17 protein-coding genes are annotated in these 20,176 nt (G+C 72.2%); 12 read left to right on the forward strand and 5 right to left on the reverse strand.

The genetic code is table 11. From position 1 onward, the window contains the following. The first annotated feature begins 37 nt into the window (after positions 1-37). Entirely contained in the window at positions 38-1,876 is a 1,839-nt protein-coding gene (locus ABZX11_RS03265; RefSeq protein ID WP_354909423.1) for a transglycosylase domain-containing protein, read from the forward strand. A gap of 1 nt (position 1,877) precedes the next feature. Here ABZX11_RS03265 and ABZX11_RS03270 read toward each other — a convergent pair whose 3' ends face one another. Next, entirely contained in the window at positions 1,878-2,534 is a 657-nt protein-coding gene (locus tag ABZX11_RS03270; protein WP_354909426.1) for an O-methyltransferase, read from the reverse strand. A gap of 71 nt (positions 2,535-2,605) precedes the next feature. Here ABZX11_RS03270 and ABZX11_RS03275 point away from each other — a divergent pair, with 71 nt between their 5' ends. The 3 genes from ABZX11_RS03275 to ABZX11_RS03285 all read left to right on the forward strand — a co-directional run bounded on the left by ABZX11_RS03275 (position 2,606) and on the right by ABZX11_RS03285 (position 7,077). Beyond that, a complete protein-coding gene (locus tag ABZX11_RS03275; protein ID WP_354909838.1) occupies positions 2,606-3,928 on the forward strand; it encodes a PLP-dependent aminotransferase family protein in 1,323 nt (440 codons plus the stop codon). 96 nt (positions 3,929-4,024) lie between these two features. Beyond that, positions 4,025-5,170, forward strand: coding sequence for an NAD(P)/FAD-dependent oxidoreductase (locus tag ABZX11_RS03280; RefSeq protein WP_354909428.1), 1,146 nt, complete (start codon positions 4,025-4,027; stop codon positions 5,168-5,170). A gap of 128 nt (positions 5,171-5,298) precedes the next feature. Then, positions 5,299-7,077 carry a hypothetical protein gene (locus ABZX11_RS03285; RefSeq protein ID WP_176172285.1) on the forward strand — a complete coding sequence of 593 codons (1,779 nt, stop codon included), beginning with the start codon at positions 5,299-5,301 and terminating at the stop codon, positions 7,075-7,077. A 233-nt stretch (positions 7,078-7,310) separates the two neighbouring features. Here ABZX11_RS03285 and ABZX11_RS03290 read toward each other — a convergent pair whose 3' ends face one another. Together ABZX11_RS03290 and ABZX11_RS03295 are read right to left on the reverse strand one after the other, a co-directional pair. Continuing rightward, positions 7,311-9,290, reverse strand: a complete 1,980-nt coding sequence (locus ABZX11_RS03290) for an SDR family oxidoreductase (protein ID WP_354909431.1) — start codon at positions 9,288-9,290, stop codon at positions 7,311-7,313. Between the two features lie 59 nt (positions 9,291-9,349). Next, positions 9,350-9,550: a hypothetical protein gene (locus ABZX11_RS03295; RefSeq protein WP_176172284.1), complete on the reverse strand. Its 201-nt coding sequence runs from the start codon at positions 9,548-9,550 to the stop codon at positions 9,350-9,352. Between the two features lie 206 nt (positions 9,551-9,756). On the opposite strand from ABZX11_RS03295, the gene ABZX11_RS03300 reads away from it, so the two are divergent. Continuing rightward, the gene (locus tag ABZX11_RS03300; RefSeq protein WP_354909434.1) at positions 9,757-10,980 is read left to right on the forward strand and encodes an FAD-dependent oxidoreductase; all 1,224 of its coding nucleotides are present in this window, start codon (positions 9,757-9,759) and stop codon (positions 10,978-10,980) included. A 232-nt stretch (positions 10,981-11,212) separates the two neighbouring features. Here ABZX11_RS03300 and ABZX11_RS03305 read toward each other — a convergent pair whose 3' ends face one another. Next, positions 11,213-11,932 (reverse strand): MerR family transcriptional regulator, encoded by a 720-nt coding sequence (locus tag ABZX11_RS03305; RefSeq protein ID WP_354909436.1) that lies wholly within the window; start codon positions 11,930-11,932, stop codon positions 11,213-11,215. A 54-nt stretch (positions 11,933-11,986) separates the two neighbouring features. On the opposite strand from ABZX11_RS03305, the gene ABZX11_RS03310 reads away from it, so the two are divergent. Continuing rightward, positions 11,987-12,241, forward strand: coding sequence for a hypothetical protein (locus tag ABZX11_RS03310; protein WP_176172281.1), 255 nt, complete (start codon positions 11,987-11,989; stop codon positions 12,239-12,241). Here the strand turns inward: ABZX11_RS03310 and ABZX11_RS03315 are convergent. Further along, positions 12,231-13,436, reverse strand: a complete 1,206-nt coding sequence (locus ABZX11_RS03315) for a multidrug effflux MFS transporter (protein WP_354909440.1) — start codon at positions 13,434-13,436, stop codon at positions 12,231-12,233. The genes ABZX11_RS03310 and ABZX11_RS03315 overlap by 11 nt on opposite strands. 217 nt (positions 13,437-13,653) lie before the next feature. Between ABZX11_RS03315 and ABZX11_RS03320 the strand changes: the two genes are divergently transcribed. From ABZX11_RS03320 to ABZX11_RS03345, 6 genes are read left to right on the forward strand one after another with little or no spacing between them, the layout of a single operon-like run. After that, positions 13,654-14,502 carry a fumarylacetoacetate hydrolase family protein gene (locus tag ABZX11_RS03320; RefSeq protein WP_354909443.1) on the forward strand — a complete coding sequence of 283 codons (849 nt, stop codon included), beginning with the start codon at positions 13,654-13,656 and terminating at the stop codon, positions 14,500-14,502. A 2-nt stretch (positions 14,503-14,504) separates the two neighbouring features. Continuing rightward, positions 14,505-15,809 carry an enolase C-terminal domain-like protein gene (locus tag ABZX11_RS03325; RefSeq protein WP_354909445.1) on the forward strand — a complete coding sequence of 435 codons (1,305 nt, stop codon included), beginning with the start codon at positions 14,505-14,507 and terminating at the stop codon, positions 15,807-15,809. Next, a complete protein-coding gene (locus tag ABZX11_RS03330; RefSeq protein WP_176172277.1) occupies positions 15,802-16,548 on the forward strand; it encodes an SDR family oxidoreductase in 747 nt (248 codons plus the stop codon). Before ABZX11_RS03325 ends, ABZX11_RS03330 begins: the two co-directional genes overlap by 8 nt. A gap of 36 nt (positions 16,549-16,584) precedes the next feature. Then, positions 16,585-17,640: a sugar ABC transporter substrate-binding protein gene (locus ABZX11_RS03335; protein ID WP_354909448.1), complete on the forward strand. Its 1,056-nt coding sequence runs from the start codon at positions 16,585-16,587 to the stop codon at positions 17,638-17,640. Beyond that, positions 17,637-19,160, forward strand: coding sequence for a sugar ABC transporter ATP-binding protein (locus ABZX11_RS03340; RefSeq protein ID WP_354909450.1), 1,524 nt, complete (start codon positions 17,637-17,639; stop codon positions 19,158-19,160). Before ABZX11_RS03335 ends, ABZX11_RS03340 begins: the two co-directional genes overlap by 4 nt. Next, a complete protein-coding gene (locus tag ABZX11_RS03345; RefSeq protein WP_176172275.1) occupies positions 19,157-20,170 on the forward strand; it encodes an ABC transporter permease in 1,014 nt (337 codons plus the stop codon). Before ABZX11_RS03340 ends, ABZX11_RS03345 begins: the two co-directional genes overlap by 4 nt. The last annotated feature ends 6 nt before the right edge of the window (positions 20,171-20,176 follow it).

A 20,176-nucleotide genomic window follows, 5' to 3' on the forward strand; every position in this document is an offset into this window, starting at 1 on the left:
CACCGAACCTTTCCACCCGGCCGGTCGTCATCCGTTCGTGACCTTGCCGACCGATGACGAAGACAAGCCCGCCCGCACCGGGTGGCGCCGCGTCCGGCGGATCGCCGGCTGGACCCTCGGTGTCCTGATCGGCGGCCCGCTGATCGCCTTCTGGATCGCCTACCTGGTGCTCGACGTCCGCAGCCCGCAGGAGGTGCTCGCCGGGCTCCACAAGACCGTCGTCCTGCAGTACGCGGACGGGTCCGAGCTGCTCAAGGTGGTCCCGGCCGACGGCGACCGGACGTTCGTCCCCTACACCAAGGTGCCCGCGAAGCTGCGGGACGCCATCATCGCCACCGAGGACCCGACCTTCTGGGACAACCAGGGCTTCGACCCGACCGGCATCGGCCGCGCCTTCCTCACCGGCGTCGGCGGCGGGTCCGGGATCACCCAGCAGTACATCAAGAAGTCCACCGGCGACGAGGACGCGACGCTCTGGCGCAAGTTCGCCGAACTCGTGCTGGCCACGAAGATCACCCAGGAACAGGGCAAGGAACAGATCTTCGAAAGCTACGTCAACATCATCTCCTTCGGCCGCGGCACGTTCGGGCCCGCCGCGGCGATGAACGCCTACTTCGGCAAGAAACTCGACGACTCCATCACCTGGAGCGAAGCCGCCTTCCTCGCCGGGATGATCCAGTCGCCGTCGGTGCACGACCCCGCAGCGTCCGGCGACCTCCACGCCACCCGGCGCTGGCAGTACGTGCGCGACAAGCTCGTCGGCCGCGGCTACGTCAAGGGCGACGAGCCGATGGCCTATCCCGGCCCGGAGATCCAGCCGCCGTCGGAGACCCGCGCAGGCCGCCTCACCTACGACGAGTTCCACGTCAAGCAGCAGGTCCTGGCCGAACTGGAACAGGACGGCTTCCCGCTCGGGCGGCTGCAGCAAGGGAATCTGACGGTCCAGACGACGCTGGACCGCGGCCTGCAGGACGCCGCGAAGAAGGCGCTGCGGGAAAGACTCGACGGCGAGCCGAAGGAGTTCCGCGGCGCGCTCGTCGCCGTCGACCCGAAAACCGGGGCCGTCCGCGCCTACCAGGGCGGTGACCAGGGGGTGCGCGACTACGCGAGCACCCCGCACGCGCTCGGCACGGCGTTCCACCCGTTCACGTTCACCGCGGTGCTGCGCCACGGCTTCGGCCCGGACCAGCCGATCCCGGCGTTCTCGAAGGTCGAATTCCTCGGCGAGACCTTCCAGTACCCGGAGGTCTGCGGCAAGAAGTGCACCCCGCGCCGGGCGGTGGAAACGCACGCCGACGGCACCGTGGTCGCGCTGGCGAAGAAGCTCGGCCCGGAGGCGCTGAGCGACGCCGCCCGGCAGGCCGGCATCCCCGACGCCGTGGACGGCGTCCCGACCCTGCGCGAAAAGGACGGCTTCCTCATCGGCGCGGGCATCGCCATCGGCCGGTACCCGGTGCGGCCGCTGGACGTCGCCGGCGCCTACGGGACCTTCGCCGCCGAAGGCCGGCGCAGCACCCCGCACCTGGTGGCGAAGGTCCGCGACGAAAGCGGCGCGGTCGTCTGGGCGCACCCGGACACCTCGAGCCCGGCCTTCGGCGACGACGACACCAGCCGCCGCGTCGCCGCGGAGGTCACCGCGACCCTGCGCGGCGGCGACGGCCCGGCGGCGGGGTACACCGGCGAGGCCGAGCACGGCACCAGCCCGGACTACCAGGACGCCTGGGCCGTCGGCTACACCCCGCAGCTGGCGACGGCGGTCTGGATCGGCTCCGACGACGAGCGCCGGCTCAAGGACGCGAGCGGCCGAAAGCTGACCGGCAACCTCGTCCCGGCCGACGTCCGGCGGGCGTTCACCGCGGCGGCGGGGCCGCGGTGAGTCAGCGGACGAGGGCCAGCACGAACCCGTCGTGGCCCTTGCCGCCGACGGTCTGGACGGCGGTCGCGTCGACCCGGTCCTCGGTGGCCAGCAGGTCGAACAGCTCGCGCGCACCGCGGACGTTCTGGTCCGTGCTGCCCGCGTCGGCCACCCGGCCCTGGCGGACGACGTTGTCGACGACGATCGCCGTGCCCGGCCGCGCCAGCTCCAGTGAGGCGCGCAGGTAGTTGGCGAGGTTGACCTTGTCGGCGTCGATGAACACGAAGTCGAACGGCCCGGTCAGCGTGGGCAGCGTGTCGAGTGCGGCGCCGACGCGGATGTCGACGACGTCCTCGCCGAAACCCGCGCGCGCCAGGTTGGCCCTCGCGACCTCGGCGTGCTTCGGTTCGTATTCGCAGGTCACCAGCTTGCCGCCGGCCGGAAGAGCGCGGGCGAGCCAGATGGTGCTGTACCCGCCGAGCGTGCCGATCTCCAGGATCGTGCGCGCGCCGGCCATCCTGGCCAGCAGGTTGAGCAGCTTGCCCTGGTTGGGCGCGACGGCGATCTGCGGCAGCCCGGCGGCGTCGGCGTCGGCCAATGCCGTGTCGAGCACCGGGTCGGGGGCGAGCAGCGCGCCGGCGAGGTAGTCGTCGACTTCGGTCCAAGTCTGGTCGGTCATGGCACCTCCACTGCCAACTTAGCCCTGATGGGATCATGCCGGTCGAGGAGAAACCCGGCGGAAAGGCAGGCATGGACGACTACCGCGTCGTCGCGGACGCCATCGCCGCCGACATCGAGGCCGGCCGCCTCCGGCCCGGCGACCGGCTCCCGCCGCAGCGCCGGTTCGCGCGGCAGCGCGGCATCGCCGGGTCCACCGCGGCCCGCGTCTACGGCGAGCTCGTCCGCCGCGGCCTGGCCGTCGGCGAGGTCGGCCGGGGCACGTTCGTCCGCGCGGCGAAGCCCCCGCCCGAACCGGCGCTCGCCGAGCCCGGCGGCGCCCGCGTCGACCTCGAGCTCAACTTCGCCGTCCTGCCGGAAGAGTCGGCGCGGCTGGCCCGCGCGCTGGAACCGCTGCTGCGCGAAGACGTCCTGACCGCCGCCCTGCACCCGATCGGCGCCGCCGGGACGCCGGTGGCCCGCGAGGCGGCGGCCACCCTGCTGGCCCGCGGCGACTGGCGCCCGGACCCGGCGGCCGTGCTGTTCACCGGCAACGGCAGGCAGGCACTGGCGGCCTCGATCGCCGCGTTCGTGCCGGTGGGGGAGCGGCTCGCGGTGGAGTCGCTGACGTACCCGGTGGTCAAGGCCCTCGCGGCGCGCCTCGGGGTAGAGCTCGTGCCGATCGAGACCGACGAGTCCGGGCTGGTGCCGGCGGCGCTCGCCGCGGCAGGCCCGTTGCGCGCGCTCTACGTCCAGCCGACGCTGCACAACCCGCTCGGCACGACGATGCCGCCGCAGCGCCGGGCCGAGCTCGCCGAAGTCGTGGCCCGCCTGGACCTCCCGGTGATCGAGGACGGCATCTACACGTTCCTGCGCGACGACGTCCGCCCCTTCGCCGCCTACGCCCCGGATCGGACGGTGTTCGTCGACAGCCTGTCCAAGCGGGTCGCGCCGGGCCTGACGGCGGGGTTCCTGGTGCCGCCCCCGGCGTGGACGGCGCGGCTGGCGTCGTCGGTGCGGTCGGGGGCCTGGGGCGCGTCCCGGTTCGCCGTCGAAGCGGCGACGCAGTGGATCGTCACCGGCACCCTGGCCGGGATCGAGGCGGCGAAACGCCGTGACGCGGCCGCGCGCGCGGCCGTGGTGGCCGAGCGGCTGCCGGGCCTGCGCGGCGACCCGGCGTCCTACCACCGCTGGTGGGAACTGCCGGAGCAGTGGCGGGCGGAGACGTTCGTGGCGGCGGCGGCCCGCCGCGGCATCGCGCTGTCCCCGGCGGCGGCGTTCGCGGTGCTGCCGGGCCACGCCCCGAACGCGGTGCGGATCGCGGTGTCCGCGCCACCGGTGCCGACGTTGGCTTCGGCGCTGGACGTCCTGGCCGGGCTGGCGGCAGGCAGCCCGGACGACCTGCTCGCCGACTGACAGCGCCTGCCAGGGGCGTGCCAGCTGCGTGTGCGGTCCGCGCCAGCGATCTTCGCGAACCTTCGGGGGTCAACCCCGGAACCCGGAGGAGCTCGCATGCACGTCACGATCATCGGCGCCGGCCTCGGCGGCCTCACCCTCGCCCGCGTCCTGCACGTCCACGGCATTCCCGCGGCGGTGTACGAAGCCGAGCCGTCGCCGATGGCCCGGATGCAGGGCGGGATGCTCGACATCCACGACTACAACGGCCAGCTCGCCGTCGAAGCGGCCGGGCTGACCGAGGAGTTCCGCGGCCTGGTCCTGGAGGGCAGGCAGGCGATGCGGATCCTCGAGCGGGACGGGACCGTGCTGCTGGACAAGGCCGACGACGGCACCGGCGGGCGGCCCGAGGTCCAGCGCGGCGAACTGCGGCGGATGCTGCTGGACTCGCTGCCGGCCGGCGCTGTCCACTGGGGACACAAGGTGACCGGGGTCCGCGCCGTCGGCGACGGCCGCCACGAGGTGGCCTTCGCCGACGGCACGACGGTGACCACCGCCCTGCTCGTCGGGGCCGACGGCGCGTGGTCGCGGGTCCGGCCGCTGCTGACGCCGGCGAAACCCGAGTACACCGGCGAATCCTTCGTCGAGGTCTACCTGTTCGACGCCGACACCCGCCACCCCGCCGCGGCGAAGGCGGTCGGCGGCGGCTCGATGATGGCGCCGGCCCGGCACCAGGGGATCTTCGCCCACCGCGAGGCCGGGGACACGCTGCACACCTACGTCTCGCTCACCCGGCCGTTGGCGTGGTTCGACGCCGTCGACTTCACCGACCCGGCCGCGGCCGCCGCCCGGGTCGCCGCGGAGTTCGACGGGTGGGCGCCGGAGCTGACCGCGCTGATCACCGACGGCGACACCGCCCCCGTCCTGCGGCCGCACTACACGCTGCCGCTCGGGCACCGGTGGGAGCGGGTACCGGGGGTGACGCTCCTCGGCGACGCGGCCCACCTGATGCCGGCCAACGGCGAGGGCGCCAACCTGGCCATGCTCGACGGCGCCGAACTCGGCCTCGCGCTCGCCGCCCACCCGGACGACGTCGAAGCCGCGCTGGCGGAGTTCGAAGGGACGATGTTCCCGCGCGCCGCCAAGGTGGCCGCGGAAAGCCTCGAGTTGAACGAGCTCCTCTCCGGCGAAGACGGCGAGGACACCGCCCGGATCCTGATGGACGCGTTCGAAGCGTTCACGGGCGCCGTGCGGCAGTCCTAGCGGTACCCGGTGGGCGGCCGGTGAGCGCGGTGGTCCACCGGGTGCGGGTGGTGCGGTCCGCGCCGGTGACCACCCCGGCCGCTACCATCGCTTCCCGGGTGTGATCGGGAGCGGAAGGCGGGCGCGGCGTGGACGTGGCGAGTCCTGCGCACGTCGCCACGGCGCCCCCGCCGGGGAAGCCCGCCCGGCCGCTGCTGCGCCGGAGCATCCACGCCGGCTGGGTGGTGCTGCTCGCGCTGGCCACCGAGTTCCGCGTCGGCCGGTTCGGCTTCCACCCCTCCGACCAGGGCTTCATCCTCGCGCAGGCGTGGCGCGTGCTGCACGGCGAAGTCCCGCACGCCGACATCATCTCCGCCCGGCCGCTGGGGTCGGCGGTGCTGCACGTGGCCGACTACGCGCTGCCGATGCCGCTGTTCTTCGGCTCCAGCTTCCTGTCCATGATCGAGATCATCGTGGCCACGATCGCGTTCGCCGCGCTGGTCACCCGGCGCCGGGTGCTGGACTGGGGCCCGGGGATGACGGCGATGGTCGCGGCCGCGTCGCTGATCAACCTCAACGCCTTCCCGCTGATGGCCTGGCACACCGTGGACGGCATCGCGCTCACCGCGTGCGGGGCCTGGGCCCTGGACGCGGGCCTGCGCAGCGGCCGCGCGCTCGCCCGCCGCGGCGGGCTGGTGCTGCTCGGCTGCGCGGTGTTCGTCAAGCAGAGCTTCGCCCTCGCCGCGGTGATCGGCGTGCTCTGGCTGCTGCTGCACCCGGCGACCCGGACCGGCGCCCGCCGCGCGGTCCGGCTGCTGCTGGACGTTCTCGCGCTCGGCGCGCCGGGGCTCGCGTACGTGACGTGGGTGAGCCTCGGCGGCGGCTTCACGGAGATGGTCGAGCAGCTCACCGGCGGCGTGCCCGCGTACGGCGAGCGGCTGCTCGGCCTGTGGCTCGACGACCCGGAGGTGCTGACCAGGGCACCCGTGCGGGAGCTGAGCTTCTTCGCCGCGATCGCCGTCGTGCTGCTCGCCGTCCGGCTGCCCGGCGACCGGCTCGGCGTGGCCGGGCGGGTGGCGTCCTGGGTGCTGGTGCTCGCGGGAGCCACCGCGGTCGTCTGGACCGTCGTCGACGGCCGGTTCACCGGGTCCTCGCGCTGGGCGGACGTCCTGTGGTGGATCGTCGCGGTCAGCGTGCCGGTGTCCGCGGCCGTGCGGCGGCAGGTGCCGTGGGCGGGGCTGCTCGTGCTCGCCACCGGGTTCATGACCAGCCTGTCCTGGGGCAACGACACCCCGACGCTGCTCACCGGCACGCTGGCACTGACGTCGTTGCTGCTGCTGAGCCACCTGGTCCCGCCCCGCCCGCGGCTGGCTCGCCGCTGGGTCACCGCGACGGCCGGCCTGACCGCGGTGGCGGTGTGCGGCTGGGTCGTCGTCGCCCGCCACGACCAGGCGGCCTACCTCGACCTCGGGCACGACCGGCTGACCGAAGACCTCGGCGCGGTCACCCCGGCGATGGCCGGCATCCGCACGAACCCTTCGACGTTCCGGTACGTCCAGCAGATCCGCGACTGCGTCACCCGATTCCCGGCTCCCCGGACGGCGGTGCTGCCGGACAACGCGTTCGCCTACCCGGCGTTCGGCCTGCGCAACCCGTTCCCGCTGGAGTGGCCGCTGCCGCTGGAGATCGTCGGCGACGCGCCCGAGCGGATGCTCGCGACGGCCGACGAGCTCGACCGCGAAGGCGGCTACCTGGTGCTGTTCCAGACGGTCCCGAGCCGGTTGCTGGCCACCGGCGGCCCGGTACCGGCCGAGGTGCCTGCCGACACGCCCGTGTTCACGTACCTGGGGCTGGAGAAGGCGCTTCAGGCGCGGCTCACCGGCCAGGTCGTCACCTGCGGCAGTTTCGTGGGCAAGTACGTGCCCTGAGCACGGGTCCGGAACCGAGGCCGGGCAGGTGCCCGGCCCCGGCCGGTGGTCACCCGAGGGTGCGCCGGGCCGTGCCGATCACGGCCGTCTTGTCGGTGGTCGCGTGGCGCTGCCCTGTCTTGGATACCGGCATTCCGAACTCCCCAGTTAGTGCCCGTACGGATGTACGGCGCTCGCGCGAGGGTAGAAGTACCGTCGCCCGCGTGCCACCGTTTCGGCGGAATTCGGTGGATTCACGCGCGCCGGCGCCAGATAAGCCGGGTCACCGCCGCCGCGACCGAGGCCGGTGCGGAACGGCGGGGCAGGCCGCGTGCTTCGGGCGCGGATTCCGGCATCGCCCGGTAGGCCAGGTGCGCGGCGAAGCGCGCGAGCCGGGGCGCGGCGAGCGTCGCCAGCTCGGCCGCCCGCCCTTCGGGCAGGCTGAGGATCTCCGGCCGCTCCTCGCACGCCTTCACCACCAGTGCCGCGGCGCGCTCCGGGCTGCTGGACGGGATCCCGCGGTAGCCGGTCGGCGCGATCATCGGCGTCCGGACCAGCGGCATCCGCACCGAGGTGAACGTGACGCCGTCCGAGAGCGTCTCGCGCCCGGCCGTCAGCCCGAACTCCTCCAGCGCCGCCTTCGACGCCAGGTAGGCCGAGAAGCGCGGGGTGTCGGTCTGCAGGCCCTGGGTCGTCACGTTGACGACGTGGCCGAACCGCCGCTCGGCCATCGACGGCAGGAAGCCGAGGATCAGCCGCACCGGCCCGAAGTAGTTGATCGCCATCGTGCGCTCGAAGTCGTGGAAGCGCTCGGTGGACAGCGCGACCGAGCGCCGGATCGACCGGCCGGCGTTGTTCACCAGCACGTCCACCGCGCCGTGGTCGCCGAGCACGTCCTTGACCAGCGCGTCGACGGCGTCGCCGTCGGTGAGGTCGCACGGGTACGCCGCGGCGGTGCCGCCGGCCGCGAGGATCTCCGCCCGCACCTCTTCGAGCTCCGAAGCACGGCGGGCCACGAGGATCACCTTCGCGCCCTTGCGCGCCACGGCGAGGGCCGACGCCCGGCCGATCCCGGACGACGCGCCGGTGATCAGCACCGTCCGCCCGGACAGGCCGTGGGTGCGGCGCGCCCGGTCGGGGTCGAGGTGGGCCTGCCAGTACCGGTAGAGCGGCCCCGCGTAGTCGCGCAGCTCGGGGAGCTCGATGCCGCTGCCGAACAACGCCGTCGTGGTGCGGGCGGTGTCGAAGTCGACGGCCATGGTCAGGTGCGGCAGCACGGCCAGCGGCACGCCGAGTTCCTCGAGCACGGCCGCACGGGCACCGCGGCCGCCGGGCAGGCGGTCGATCCCGGCGGCGGCCGCGTGCGCCACGCGGGCGCCACCGCGGCGGAGCGCCCCCGACGGCCGGGCGGGCAGCACGGCCCGGATCACCGGCCCGCCCGCGGCGCGCGCGAAGGCGTTGTAGACCGCGTTCAGCGGCTGCGGGCGCGCGGCGGCGAGGTGGTAGGTCGTCCCCGAGGGCGCGTCCCGGTGCATCAGGTACTCCATCGCCTCGACGACGTAGTCGACCGGGACGAGGTTCGTCGCGCCGAGATCGGGCGCGGCCAGCGGGAGGCGGCCGGGCAGCGCCGCCAGCCGCGAGATGGCGGGCAGGAAGTAGTAGGGCCCGTCGACCTTGTCCATCTCGCCGGTGCGCGAGTCGCCGACGACGGCCGATGGCCGGTAGACGCGGAAGGGCAGGGCCTGCTCGCGGACGAGCTCCTCGGCCTGGAACTTCGTCGCGTGGTACGGCGAGCCGAAGCGCTGGCCGAGGTCGAAGTCGGTTTCGGTGAACCGCCCGGCGTGGTCGCCCGCCACGGCGATCGACGACACGTGGTGCACCAGCCCGGCCCGCGCCGCGGCGGCGAAGGCCAGCAGGTGGCGGGTGCCTTCGACGTTGGCGCGCCGGTTGGCGTCTTCGCCCGCGGTGAGGTCGTAGATCGCGCCGAGGTGGACGACATGGTCGAGGTGGGGGAGACCGGCGGGGTCGGCGCCGAGGCGCGGTTCGGCGAGGTCGCCGAGCACCGGGTGCAGCTTGTCCGCGCCCGGCCAGTCACGGGCCAGGGTGGCCAGCCGCCCGCGGGAGGTCTCCCGCACCAGCGCGTACACCGCGGACGTCTCCGGCCGCTGCAGCAGCCGCGCGACCAGGCGTTTCCCGATGAAGCCCGTCGCACCCGTCACGAAGTAGGTCGTCATGGCCGGTCCCTTCTCGTCGGGGCCGACTCTAACCTACTCGGAAGTAGGAACGGTAGTTGTCAGGTTTGGTCTTCGTCGGCCGTCGCCACGACCGCATCCCGCAGGGCGGCCCGCAGCCGTCCGACGTCGAGCGGCCCGAGCACCGCCGCCTCCCCCGGCGGCGCGACCAGCACCACCTTGTCGTTGCTGACGAACACCGTCACGTCCCTGCGCCGGCCGGCCAGATCCCGGCAGCCGATCGACCACTCGCCCCGACTCATGGTCGCCGCCCTCGCTTCCTTGTCGTGGTCGTGCTCCGTGCGAGGGTGGGAGCGGACGCCGGCGGCGCTATGACGCCGGTTCACCCGATCTGCCTACTCGCGGGTTTTGTCTTGCGCTTTCCGGGTTTTCGGCGTAGTCCACGGGTCGTGGCGCGGCCGGTTCGGGAGTAGCGTCCGGATCAGCAGCCGTTTTCTGGGAGGTATGGATGTCGGAACCGCGCAGGATCGTCATCGTCGGTGCGGGCCTCGGAGGAGCATCCGCGGCGGCCGCGGTGCGCGAACGCGGTTACAGCGGTGAAATCGTGTTGCTGGGCTCGGATCCGCACCGCCCGTACGAGCTGCCCCCGCTTTCGAAGGGCGTGCTGCTGGGCAACGCGGACGAGCCGGACTGGGTGCACGAAGAGAAGTTCTACGCCGAGAAGGACATCAGCTTCCGCCCCGGCGTCACGGCAACCCGCATCGAGCTCGGCGCACGCCAGGTCCTCGACGACGCCGACGGCGTGTACCCGTACGACCGGCTGGTCCTGGCGACGGGTTCCGAGCCGCGCCGCCTCCCGGTACCGGGAGGCGACCTGCCGGGGCTGTACACGCTGCGCACCCTCGACGACTCGCTCAAGCTGCGCTCGGCGTTCGCCGAGGCCGAGCGCGTGGTGATCGTCGGGGCGGGCTGGATCGGCTCCGAAGCGGCCGCGGCGGCCCGAACGCACAACGCGGAGGTGACGGTCGTCGACCCGGTCCCGGTGCCACTGGCGAACGTGGTCGGCGAGACGATCGGCGGCGTGTTCCGCGACCTCCACGTGTCGAACGGGGTGAACTACCGCTTGGGCGAGCAGGTGGCGGAGATCACGGGAGGCCCGGAAGGCGTGAGCGGCGTGCGTCTGGCCAACGGCGAGGAGATCCCGGCGGACGTGGTCCTGATCGCGGTCGGAGCGGCCCCGAGGGTGGAGCTGGCCCACGCGGCGGGATTGGAGCTGGCCGACGACGGAGGGGTGGCGGTGGACGCGGGCCTGCGCACATCGGCCCCGGACACGTACGCGGTGGGCGACATCGCATCCCACTTCCACCCGCGCTACGGAAGGCGCGTCCGAGTGGAGCACTGGGCGAACGCGAAGGACCAGGGAACACACGTGGCCCAGAATGTGCTGGGCGAGAACGAGCCGTACCAGGCCTCACCGTATTTCTTCACGGACCAGTACGACTTGGGCTGCGAGTACCGAGGCTTGGCGAACCCGGCCGAGGACGACTTGGTGGTCCGAGGAGACCTGCAAGCCCGCGAGTTCACGGCATTCTGGCTCCACAACGGAGAAGTGACGGCGGCCATGAACGTGAACATGTGGGACGACGGCGACGCACTGGCAGCACTGGTCGACGGAAGCACAAAGGTGACGCCGGACCAGCTGAAGACAGCGGACCTGGCCTCCCTGACGTAAGACAAAGCCAAACCGGCGCGGCAGAGGGGCCACGGCAGAGAACAGAACGCACCAGGAGCCCAGACCCCCCGCAACCCCGATCCGAAGCCAGAACACGGCCGGCGGCGCCGGGTCAAGGCACGCTTCCCCGCCTTGACGCGGCGCTGCCGGCCGTAGTCACAATCAAGGATCCGGGGTGGCGGGGACCACCCCGGATCCGGCGGCCGAAGAAAACGCAAGCTGCAAGCGCAGCTCACCCAAGCCGCTCCCGCAACAAGGCATCAATCCGCCGCCAAGCGGGCGAAGACGCATTGACCGCCCCCTGAACCAGCAAAGGAATAGCAGACCCCGGCTCATAAGCAGGCAGCTCACCCCCATACCTCGCCCGCGTAGCCGAAACAAGCCGCAAAGCGAGCGCATCCACCCGCGGATCATCCGGATCGACATCGTGCAAACGGTCATACTCGAGCACCAGCGAAAGCAGTCCCGGATCATCGACCATCGCAGCCTGATCGAGAAAGTTCCGCCGCGCAGTCTCCGGATGTGTGGCGAACACCAGCAACCACAGATCGTTCTGCAGCGCCACCCACCGTTCACTGAACCCCAGCCCAGGCAACCGGCCGAGGAAGCTCACCACCTCATCGGGCAACGGCGACAACCGCCCGGACGCCAGCCGCCGCAGCCGCGACCGGGTGGCCTGCAGTGCCTCGATCCGCGCCCCGAGCTCGTCGTCGATCTGCCGGAGCGCCGCCGCGACCCCACCGCCCGACCGCAGTTCCCGGATCCGCGCCAACGGCACCCCGGCCTCGGCCAGCGTCCGGATCTTGATCAGCTCCACGGCGTCGGCGGCCCGGTACCGCCGATACCCGGACGCATCCCGCTCGGGCTCGGGAAGCAGCCCCTTCGCGTGGTACACGCGAACGGTCTTGACGGTGACCCCGACATACCCGGCAAGCTGCCCGATGGTGAGCACCCGCCGATCTTCCCACTTGACCCTGCCCCAGGGGCAAGGTCGCAGACTGCCCCCATGACCGACCACGAAACCTTGCGCGCCCTCGCCGACGAGGGCAACGAAACCGCACTGGACCGGCTGGCGGACCTGGCCGACGCCCGCGGAGACGTCGAAGAACTGAGCGAACTGCTGGACGAAGGCAGCGACCGGGCCGGAGAACTCCTCACCCGCCGCGCCGTCGCCACGAAGGACCTCCTCGAACTGCAGCGCATCGCCGACGCCGGCCACGAACCGGCCGCCGGCGAGCTGGAGCGCCTGCTCAGGCCGTGACCTCGCGGGTCAGCGCCAGGTAGGCCACCAAGGCCAGCACCGCGAACCCGGCCATGGTCGCGGCCATCGGCACCGCCGTCCCCGGCCCGCCCAGGCCGACCAGCGGCGTCGCCACCGCGCCGACCACGAACTGCAGCACCCCGAGCAACGCCGAAGCCGCTCCGGCCGAGCGGGCGTGCGACGCCAGTGCCAGCGAGCTCGCGTTCGGCATCACCAGCCCGATGCTCGACACCAGCAGGAACAGCGACACCAGCAGCAGTGCCAGCGGCGCCCGGAAGAGCACCGAAGCCAGCACCAGCGCCCCGCCGATCACGCCGAGCAAGAGGCCGGAGAGGAGCAGGGCGCGTTCACGGACCCGCCCGACCAGGCGGCCGTTGAGCTGGCCCGCCAGCACGATCCCGACGCCGTTGACCCCGAACACCACGCTGTAGGCCTGCGGGCTGAGCCCGTACACCCCCTGCAGCGCGAAGGACGACCCCGAGATGTAGGCGAACATCGACGCGAACAGCAGCCCCGCCGCCAGCGCGTACCCGGCGAAGGAGCGGTCCAGCGCCAGCCGCCCGTAGGTCCGCATCACCGGCCCGAGCCGCAGCGGCGACCGCACGGCCGACGGCTCCGGCAGGAAGAACACCACCACGGCCAGCAGCAGTGCGCCGAACGCCGTCAGCACGACGAACACCCCGCGCCACGACGTCCAGGTCAGCAGCTGCCCGCCGATCAGCGGCGCCAGGATCGGGGCCAGGCCGCTGACCAGCATCAACGTCGAGAAGAACTTCGTCATCGCGGTCCCGGAGAACAGGTCCCGCACGGTGGCGCGCGCGATCACGATGCCCGCCGCCGCGCCGAGGGACTGCACCAGCCGGGCTGCGACCAGCAGCCACGCGTCCGGGCTCACCGCGCACAGCACCGAGCCCACGACGTACAGCGCGAGCCCCACGAGCAGCGGGCGGCGGCGGCCGAGCGCGTCCGACAGCGGCCCGAGCACCAACTGGCCCAGTGCCAGGCCGACGATGAACGCGCTGAGGGTCAGCTGGACCGTGCTGTCCGCCGCGTGCAGGTCGGCCGCCATCCGGGGCAGGGCGGGCAGGTACATGTCGATCGACAGCGGCCCGAAGGCGGTGAGGCCGCCCAGGACGAGGACGAACTTCAGCTGCGCCCGCCGGCTCGGCGCGGTAGGTTCCGCCGTGGTGGTCATACCCGTCCCTTCACCCCTCACCGGTGACCAGCGGGGAGCCGGCCGGTGCTATTCCGGCTGTGATCGGTGACACCCCGTGGTCGCCTGGCCCTGCACCGATACTGATCCGATCAATTTTGCGACCGATTCGGCGATGGCTCTGGATTGGTGGTCGTGACTGCGATATACATCGGATGTCTGGTCGGTGTGGGTTCGGTGTGGGTGAAGGGAAACATCCGTGCAGCTTGTGCGCCTCGGAGAACCGGGAAGCGAGCGTCCGTTCGTGCGGGCCGGCGACGGCACCTACGAACTGGGCGGCCTCACCGCCGACATCGACGGCGGCTTCCTCGCCGCGGACGGGATCGCGCGCGTCGCCGCCGCGCTCGCCGCGGGTGAGCTGCCGGAGGCCGACGTGGCCGGCCTGCGCGTCGGCGCGCCGATCGCCCAGCCCGGCAAGGTCGTCTGCATCGGCATGAACTACCGCCGCCACGCCGAGGAGACCGGGGCGACCCCGCCGACCGAGCCGGTCGTCTTCATGAAGGCGCCGGACGTCGTCGTCGGCCCGGGCGACGACGTGCTCATCCCGCGCGGGTCCGTGAGCACCGACTGGGAGGTCGAGCTCGGCGTCGTCATCGGCAAGACCGCCCGTTACCTCGAGAGCGTCGACGAAGCGCTCGAATACGTCGCCGGTTACGTCGTGTCCAACGACGTCTCCGAGCGCGACCTGCAGTTCCGCGCCGGCCAGTGGGACAAGGGGAAGTCCTGCGAGAACTTCAACCCCCTCGGCCCGGCGCTGGTCCCGGCGAGCGAGGTGCCGGACCCGCAGGACCTCGGCCTGCGGCTGTGGGTCAACGGCGAGCAGAAGCAGGACTCCTCGACCAAGGACATGATCTTCACCGTGGCCGAGATCGTCCACCACCTCAGCCAGGTGATGGTGCTGCGGCCGGGCGACCTGATCAACACCGGCACCCCGGAAGGCGTCGCCCTCGGCCAGCCGGACCCGAAGCCGTACCTGCGCGACGGCGACGTCATCGAGCTCGAGATCGACGGCCTCGGACGGCAGCGCCAGACGGCGAGGCAGGCCTGACCATGGCGAAGATCATCGGCATGGAGGTCCTCGACGTCCGGTTCCCGACGTCCAGGGAGCTCGACGGCTCGGACGCGATGAACCCGGACCCGGACTACTCCGCCGCCTACGTCGTGCTGCACGCCGACGAAGGCCCGGACGGCTACGGCCTCGCGTTCACCATCGGCCGCGGCAACGACGTGCAGGCCGCGGCGATCCGCGCGCTCGCCCCGCACGTCGTCGGCCGGGACGTCCCGGAGGACGCGGCCGCGCTGGGCGACCTGTCCCGCACCCTCGTCGGCGACTCGCAGTTCCGGTGGCTGGGCCCGGAAAAGGGGGTCGCGCACATGGCTGTCGGGGCCGTCGTCAACGCCGCGTGGGACCTCGCCGCCCGCCGCGCGAACCTGCCGGTCTGGCGGTTCGCGGCGCGGATGACCCCCGAGGAACTCGTGTCCCTCGTCGACTTCCGGTACCTGTCCGACGCGCTCACCGAGGCCGACGCCCTCGACATCCTGCGCCGCGCCGAACCCGGCCGGGCCGAACGCGCCGAGCAGCTCGAAGCGCACGGCTACCGCGCCTACAGCACGTCACCCGGCTGGCTCGGGTACGCGGACGCGAAACTGGTGCGGCTGGCCGAGCAGGCCGTCGCCGACGGCTTCGGGATGATCAAGCTCAAGGTCGGCGGCAACCTCGAGGACGACGTCCGCCGGATGAAGCTCGCCCGGGAGACCGTCGGCGCGGACGTCCGGATCGCCGTGGACGCCAACCAGCGCTGGGACGTGCAGGCCGCGGTCACCTGGATGACCGCGCTCGCGCCGTACGACCCGTACTGGATCGAGGAACCCACGTCCCCGGACGACGTCCTCGGCCACGCGGCGATCGCGAAAGCGCTTGCGCCCATCCGCGTCGCCACCGGTGAGCACGTCCAGAACCGCGTGGTCTTCAAGCAGCTGCTGCAGGCGAACGCGATTTCCGTGCTGCAGCTGGATGCCGCCCGCGTCGGCGGCTTCACCGAAAACCTCGCGATCCTGCTGCTGGCCGCCAAGTTCGGCGTCCCGGTGTGCCCGCACGCCGGCGGCGTCGGGCTCTGCGAGCTCGTCCGGCACCTGTCGATGTTCGACTTCGTCGCCGTGTCCGGCACCGACGCGGACCGCTCGATCGAATGGGTCGACCACCTGCACGAGCACTTCACCGACCCGGCCGTCGTCGAGCGCGGCCGGTACCTCGCCCCGACCGCACCCGGGTTCTCCGCGCGCATGCACGACGCCACGCTGCGCCGGTTCCGGTTCCCGGACGGTCCCGAGTGGACGGAGACCGCCAGTGAGTGAATTCGAGGGCCTGGTGGCCGCCGTCACCGGAGGCGCCTCGGGCATCGGCAAGGCCGCCGCGGACCTGCTCACCGAGCGCGGCGCGCAGGTGGCGGTCCTGGACCTGAAGCCGGGTGACGACGGCTTCCGCTGCGACGTCTCCTCCGACGACGAAGTGCGCAGGGCGATCGACGCCGTCGTGGAACGCTTCGGCCGCCTGGACATCCTGGTCAACAACGCCGGGATCGGTGCGCAGGGCGATGTCACCGGCAACGACGACGACGAGTGGCACCGCGTGTTCGACGTCAACGTCGTCGGCATGGTCCGGCTCGCCCGCGCCGCGCTGCCGCACCTGAAGAACTCGCCGTCCGCGGCGATCGTCAACACCTGCTCCATCGCGGCCTGGGCCGGCCTGCCCAACCGCGCGCTCTACTCGGCCAGCAAGGGCGCGGTGCTCTCGCTGACCCTGGCCATGGCGACCGACCACCTGCCCGACGGGATCCGCGTCAACTGCGTGTGCCCCGGGACGGCGGACACCCCGTGGGTCGGCCGCCTGCTCGACGCCGCCGAAGATCCGGCGGCCGAACGCGCGGCGCTGGCCGCGCGCCAGCCGATGGGCCGGCTGGTGACCGCCGGCGAGGTCGCGAACGCCATCGCCTACCTCGCCAGCCCTCTCTCCGCCTCGACCACCGGCACCGCCCTCGCGGTCGACGGCGGCATGTACGGCCTGCGTCCTCGCGGCCCCGTGCACCACGACTAGAAGACTTGATTCCCCGCCGTCATCAAGGAGGATGCTGTGCGCGCTGTGCTGTTCCAAAAGAGGGCGATCAAGGTGGCCGCGGTGGCCGCCTGCGGCCTGGTACTGGCCGCCTGCGGGTCCACCAAGGACAATGCCGCGGCGCCCGCGGCGGGCGGTGGTGCGGGCGGCAAGGTCGGCGCGACGCTGCCCCTGCTGACCTCGCCGTTCTGGCAGGCCTACAACAACTACGTGCCCAAGATGGCCAAGGAGGAGGGCGTCGACGTCCTCCCGACGGTCAACGCCGACAGCGACCCCGCGAAGCTGATCACCGACATCGGCACCTTCCTCAACCAGGGCGTCAAGGGCCTGGTCGTGACGCCGCTGGACTCCGCCGCGATCGTCGCCGGGCTCAAGCAGGCGGAGAACAAGGGCGTGCCGGTCGTCGCCGTCGACGTCGCACCCGAAAGCGGCAAGGTCGCCATGGTCGTGCGGGCCGACAACAAGGCCTACGGCACCAAGGCGTGCGAAGCGATCGGGGAGAAGGTCAAGTCCGGCAAGGTCGTGCAGATCATGGGCGACCTCGCCTCGGTCAACGGCCGCGACCGCTCGGAAGCCTTCCGCGAGTGCATGAAGTCGAAGTACCCCGGCATCCAGGTGCTGGAGATCCCGGCGGAGTGGAAGGCCGACAAGGCGTCCTCCGGCCTGGACAGCATGCTGACCGCGAACCCGGACATCAAGGGCGTCTACATGCAGGCCGGCGGGGTCTACCTGGCCCCGACCGAGCAGGCCCTCAAGCGCAAGAACCTGTTCTTCCCGGTCGGGGACCCGAAGCACATCGTGCTCGTGTCCAACGACGGCATCCCGCAGGAGCTGGCCGCGATCCGCGCCGGCGAGCTGGACGCTACGGTGTCCCAGCCGGCCGACGCCTACGCGAAGTACGGCCTGTACTGGCTGAAGAAGGCCATGGCGGGCGAGACGTTCAAGGCCGGGCCGACCGACCACGGCAGCACGATCGTGGAGATCAGCCCCGGCATCCTCGAGGACCAGCTGCCCGCGCCCGTCATCACCAAGGACAACGTGGACGACAAGGCCCTCTGGGGGAACAACCTGTGACCGCGCTGCCCGCCGGCGAATCCGCCGCCGGAGTGGTCAGCGCGCACGGTGTCGGGAAGCGCTACGGCCCGACCGTGGCGCTGCACGACGTCAGCCTCACCGTGCACCCCGGCGAGTCGCACGCGCTCGTCGGGCGCAACGGGGCCGGCAAGTCGACGCTCGTCTCCATCCTCACCGGCCTGTCCGCCACGGACACCGGGCACGTCGAGTTCGGCGGCGAGCCGGCCCCGCCCCTGTCCAAGCAGGACGACTGGAAGGCGCGGGTCGCCTGCGTGTACCAGCACGCGATGGTCGTCCCGCAGCTCACCGTCGCCGAGAACCTGTTCCTCAACCGGCAGTCCGGCGGCGGGTTCTCGATCGGCTGGAAGTCGTTGCGGCGCAAGGCCCGCGAGCTGCTGGAGTCGTGGGACGTGCACGTCGACGTCGACACCCCGGCCGGAGACCTCTCGGTCGAAGACCGGCAGTTCGTCGAGATCGCCCGCGCGCTGTCCTACGGCGCCCGGTTCATCGTCCTCGACGAGCCGACCGCGCAGCTGGACAGCCAGGCCATCGAGCGGCTCTTCGAGCGGATGCGCCAGATGCAGGCGGGCGGGGTGACGTTCCTGTTCATCTCCCACCACCTGCACGAGGTGTACGAGGTCTGCCAGGCGGTGACCGTGCTGCGCGACGCGAAGCACGTGCTCACCGCACCGGTCGCCGAAGTCGGCCGCGCGGAGCTGGTCGACGCGATGACCGGCGAACCAGGCGGCCTGTCGGTCCGGGACGCCGCTTCGCGGGAGGCGCTCGACGCGGACGCCGCGGAGATCCTTGCGGTGGACGGGCTGTCCGGCGACAGCTTCCGGGACGTCTCCTTCCGGCTCCGCCGCGGGGAAGTAGTGGGTCTCGCCGGCAGCAACGCCAGCGGGAAGCACCAGGTCGCCGAGACGGTCTACGGCCTGCGGACGCCGTCGGCGGGCACGATCCGCGTCGACGGCTCGCCGCTGCGGCCCGGCGACATCCCGGCGGCGCTGCGGGCCGGGATCGGCTGCGTGCCGCGCGACCGGCACCACGAGGGCCTGGTCCTGGAGCACTCGATCGCCGACAACGCCACCATGTCCATTCTGGACAAACTGGGCCGCGGCGGGATCGCGTCCCCGTCGACGCGGTACGCGAAAGCGGCGCAGGCGCTGAAGGACTACGACATCGTGGCCGCGGGCGCCGACCAGCCGGTGTCGGACCTCTCCGGCGGCAACCAGCAGAAGGTCGTGCTGGCCCGGGCGCTGCTGAGCGACCCGCGGGTGGTCGTGCTGATCAACCCGACCGCCGGGGTGGACGTGAAGTCGAAGGAGGCGCTGCTCGCGGTCGTCGACCGGGTGCGCGCCGAGGGCAAGGCGGTGCTGATCGTCAGCGACGAGCTCGACGACCTGCGCCTGAGCGACCGCGTCCTGGTGCTGCGCGCCGGGGCCGTGGTCGCCGAACACCAGGCCGGGTGGTCCGACGGCGACCTCGTGGCCGACATCGAAGGAGTCGAGCTTTCGTGACCGACGTGATGACCTCTCCCCAGACCTCGCTGCCCGCGCCTCCCCGGCGGCGCAAGGCCGTCTGGCTGCGTGAACTCGCGCTCCTGCCCGCCCTGGTCGTGGTGTTCGTGATCGGCGGCCTGGTCGACGACACGTTCGTCGGCTGGAGCAACATCGTCAGCATCCTGACCGCGTCGGCGGCGCTGTCGCTGGTCGTGCTGGGCGAGTCGCTGGTGCTGATCACCGGGAAGTTCGACCTGTCGCTGGAATCCACTATGGGCCTGGCGCCCGCGCTGGGCGCGATGGTGGTGATCCCGGCGGCGTCGGCCGGCTTCGGCGTCGAACTGCCCGCCGCGCTCGGCCTGCTGGTCATCCCGCTGTGCGGGGCTTTGGTCGGGTTCGTCAACGGCTTCCTGATCGTGAAGCTGAAGCTGAACGCCTTCATCGTCACCCTGGCCATGCTCACCGTGCTGCGCGGCGTGCAGGTCGGCTCGACCAAGGGCAAGACGCTGTTCAACCTGCCGGACTCGTTCACGAACCTGGCGACGACGACGTTCGCGGGGCTGCCGATGTCGGTGTGGCTGGCCGCGCTGCTGTTCGCCGTGGCCGGCTGGGTGCTGCGCTACCACCGCGTCGGCCGCGCGCTGTACGCGATCGGCGGCAACCGCGAAGCCGCGCGGGCGGCCGGTGTCCGCGTCGACCGGATCGCGTGGGCGGTGTTCGTCGTCGCCGGGATCCTGGCCGCGATCGGCGGGCTCGCCTACACCGGGTACGTCGGTGCGCTGGGCGCCAACCAGGGCTCCGGGATGATCCTGCAGGTGTTCGCGGCGGCGGTGATCGGCGGCGTCTCGCTCGACGGCGGCAAGGGCACCCTCGTCGGTGCCCTCACCGGCGTCCTGCTGCTGTCTTCGGTGTCCAGCCTGCTCAATTACGCGCACGTCACGGCGGAGTGGCAGGGCGCGATCTACGGCGCCATCATCCTGGTCGCGCTGATCATCGCCCGGTACGCGGGCGGAAAGCCGCAGACCTGATGGTGA

Origin of the sequence: Amycolatopsis sp. NPDC004169, assembly GCF_040610315.1 — a bacterium.
Taxonomy (GTDB): Bacteria; Actinomycetota; Actinomycetes; order Mycobacteriales; family Pseudonocardiaceae; genus Amycolatopsis.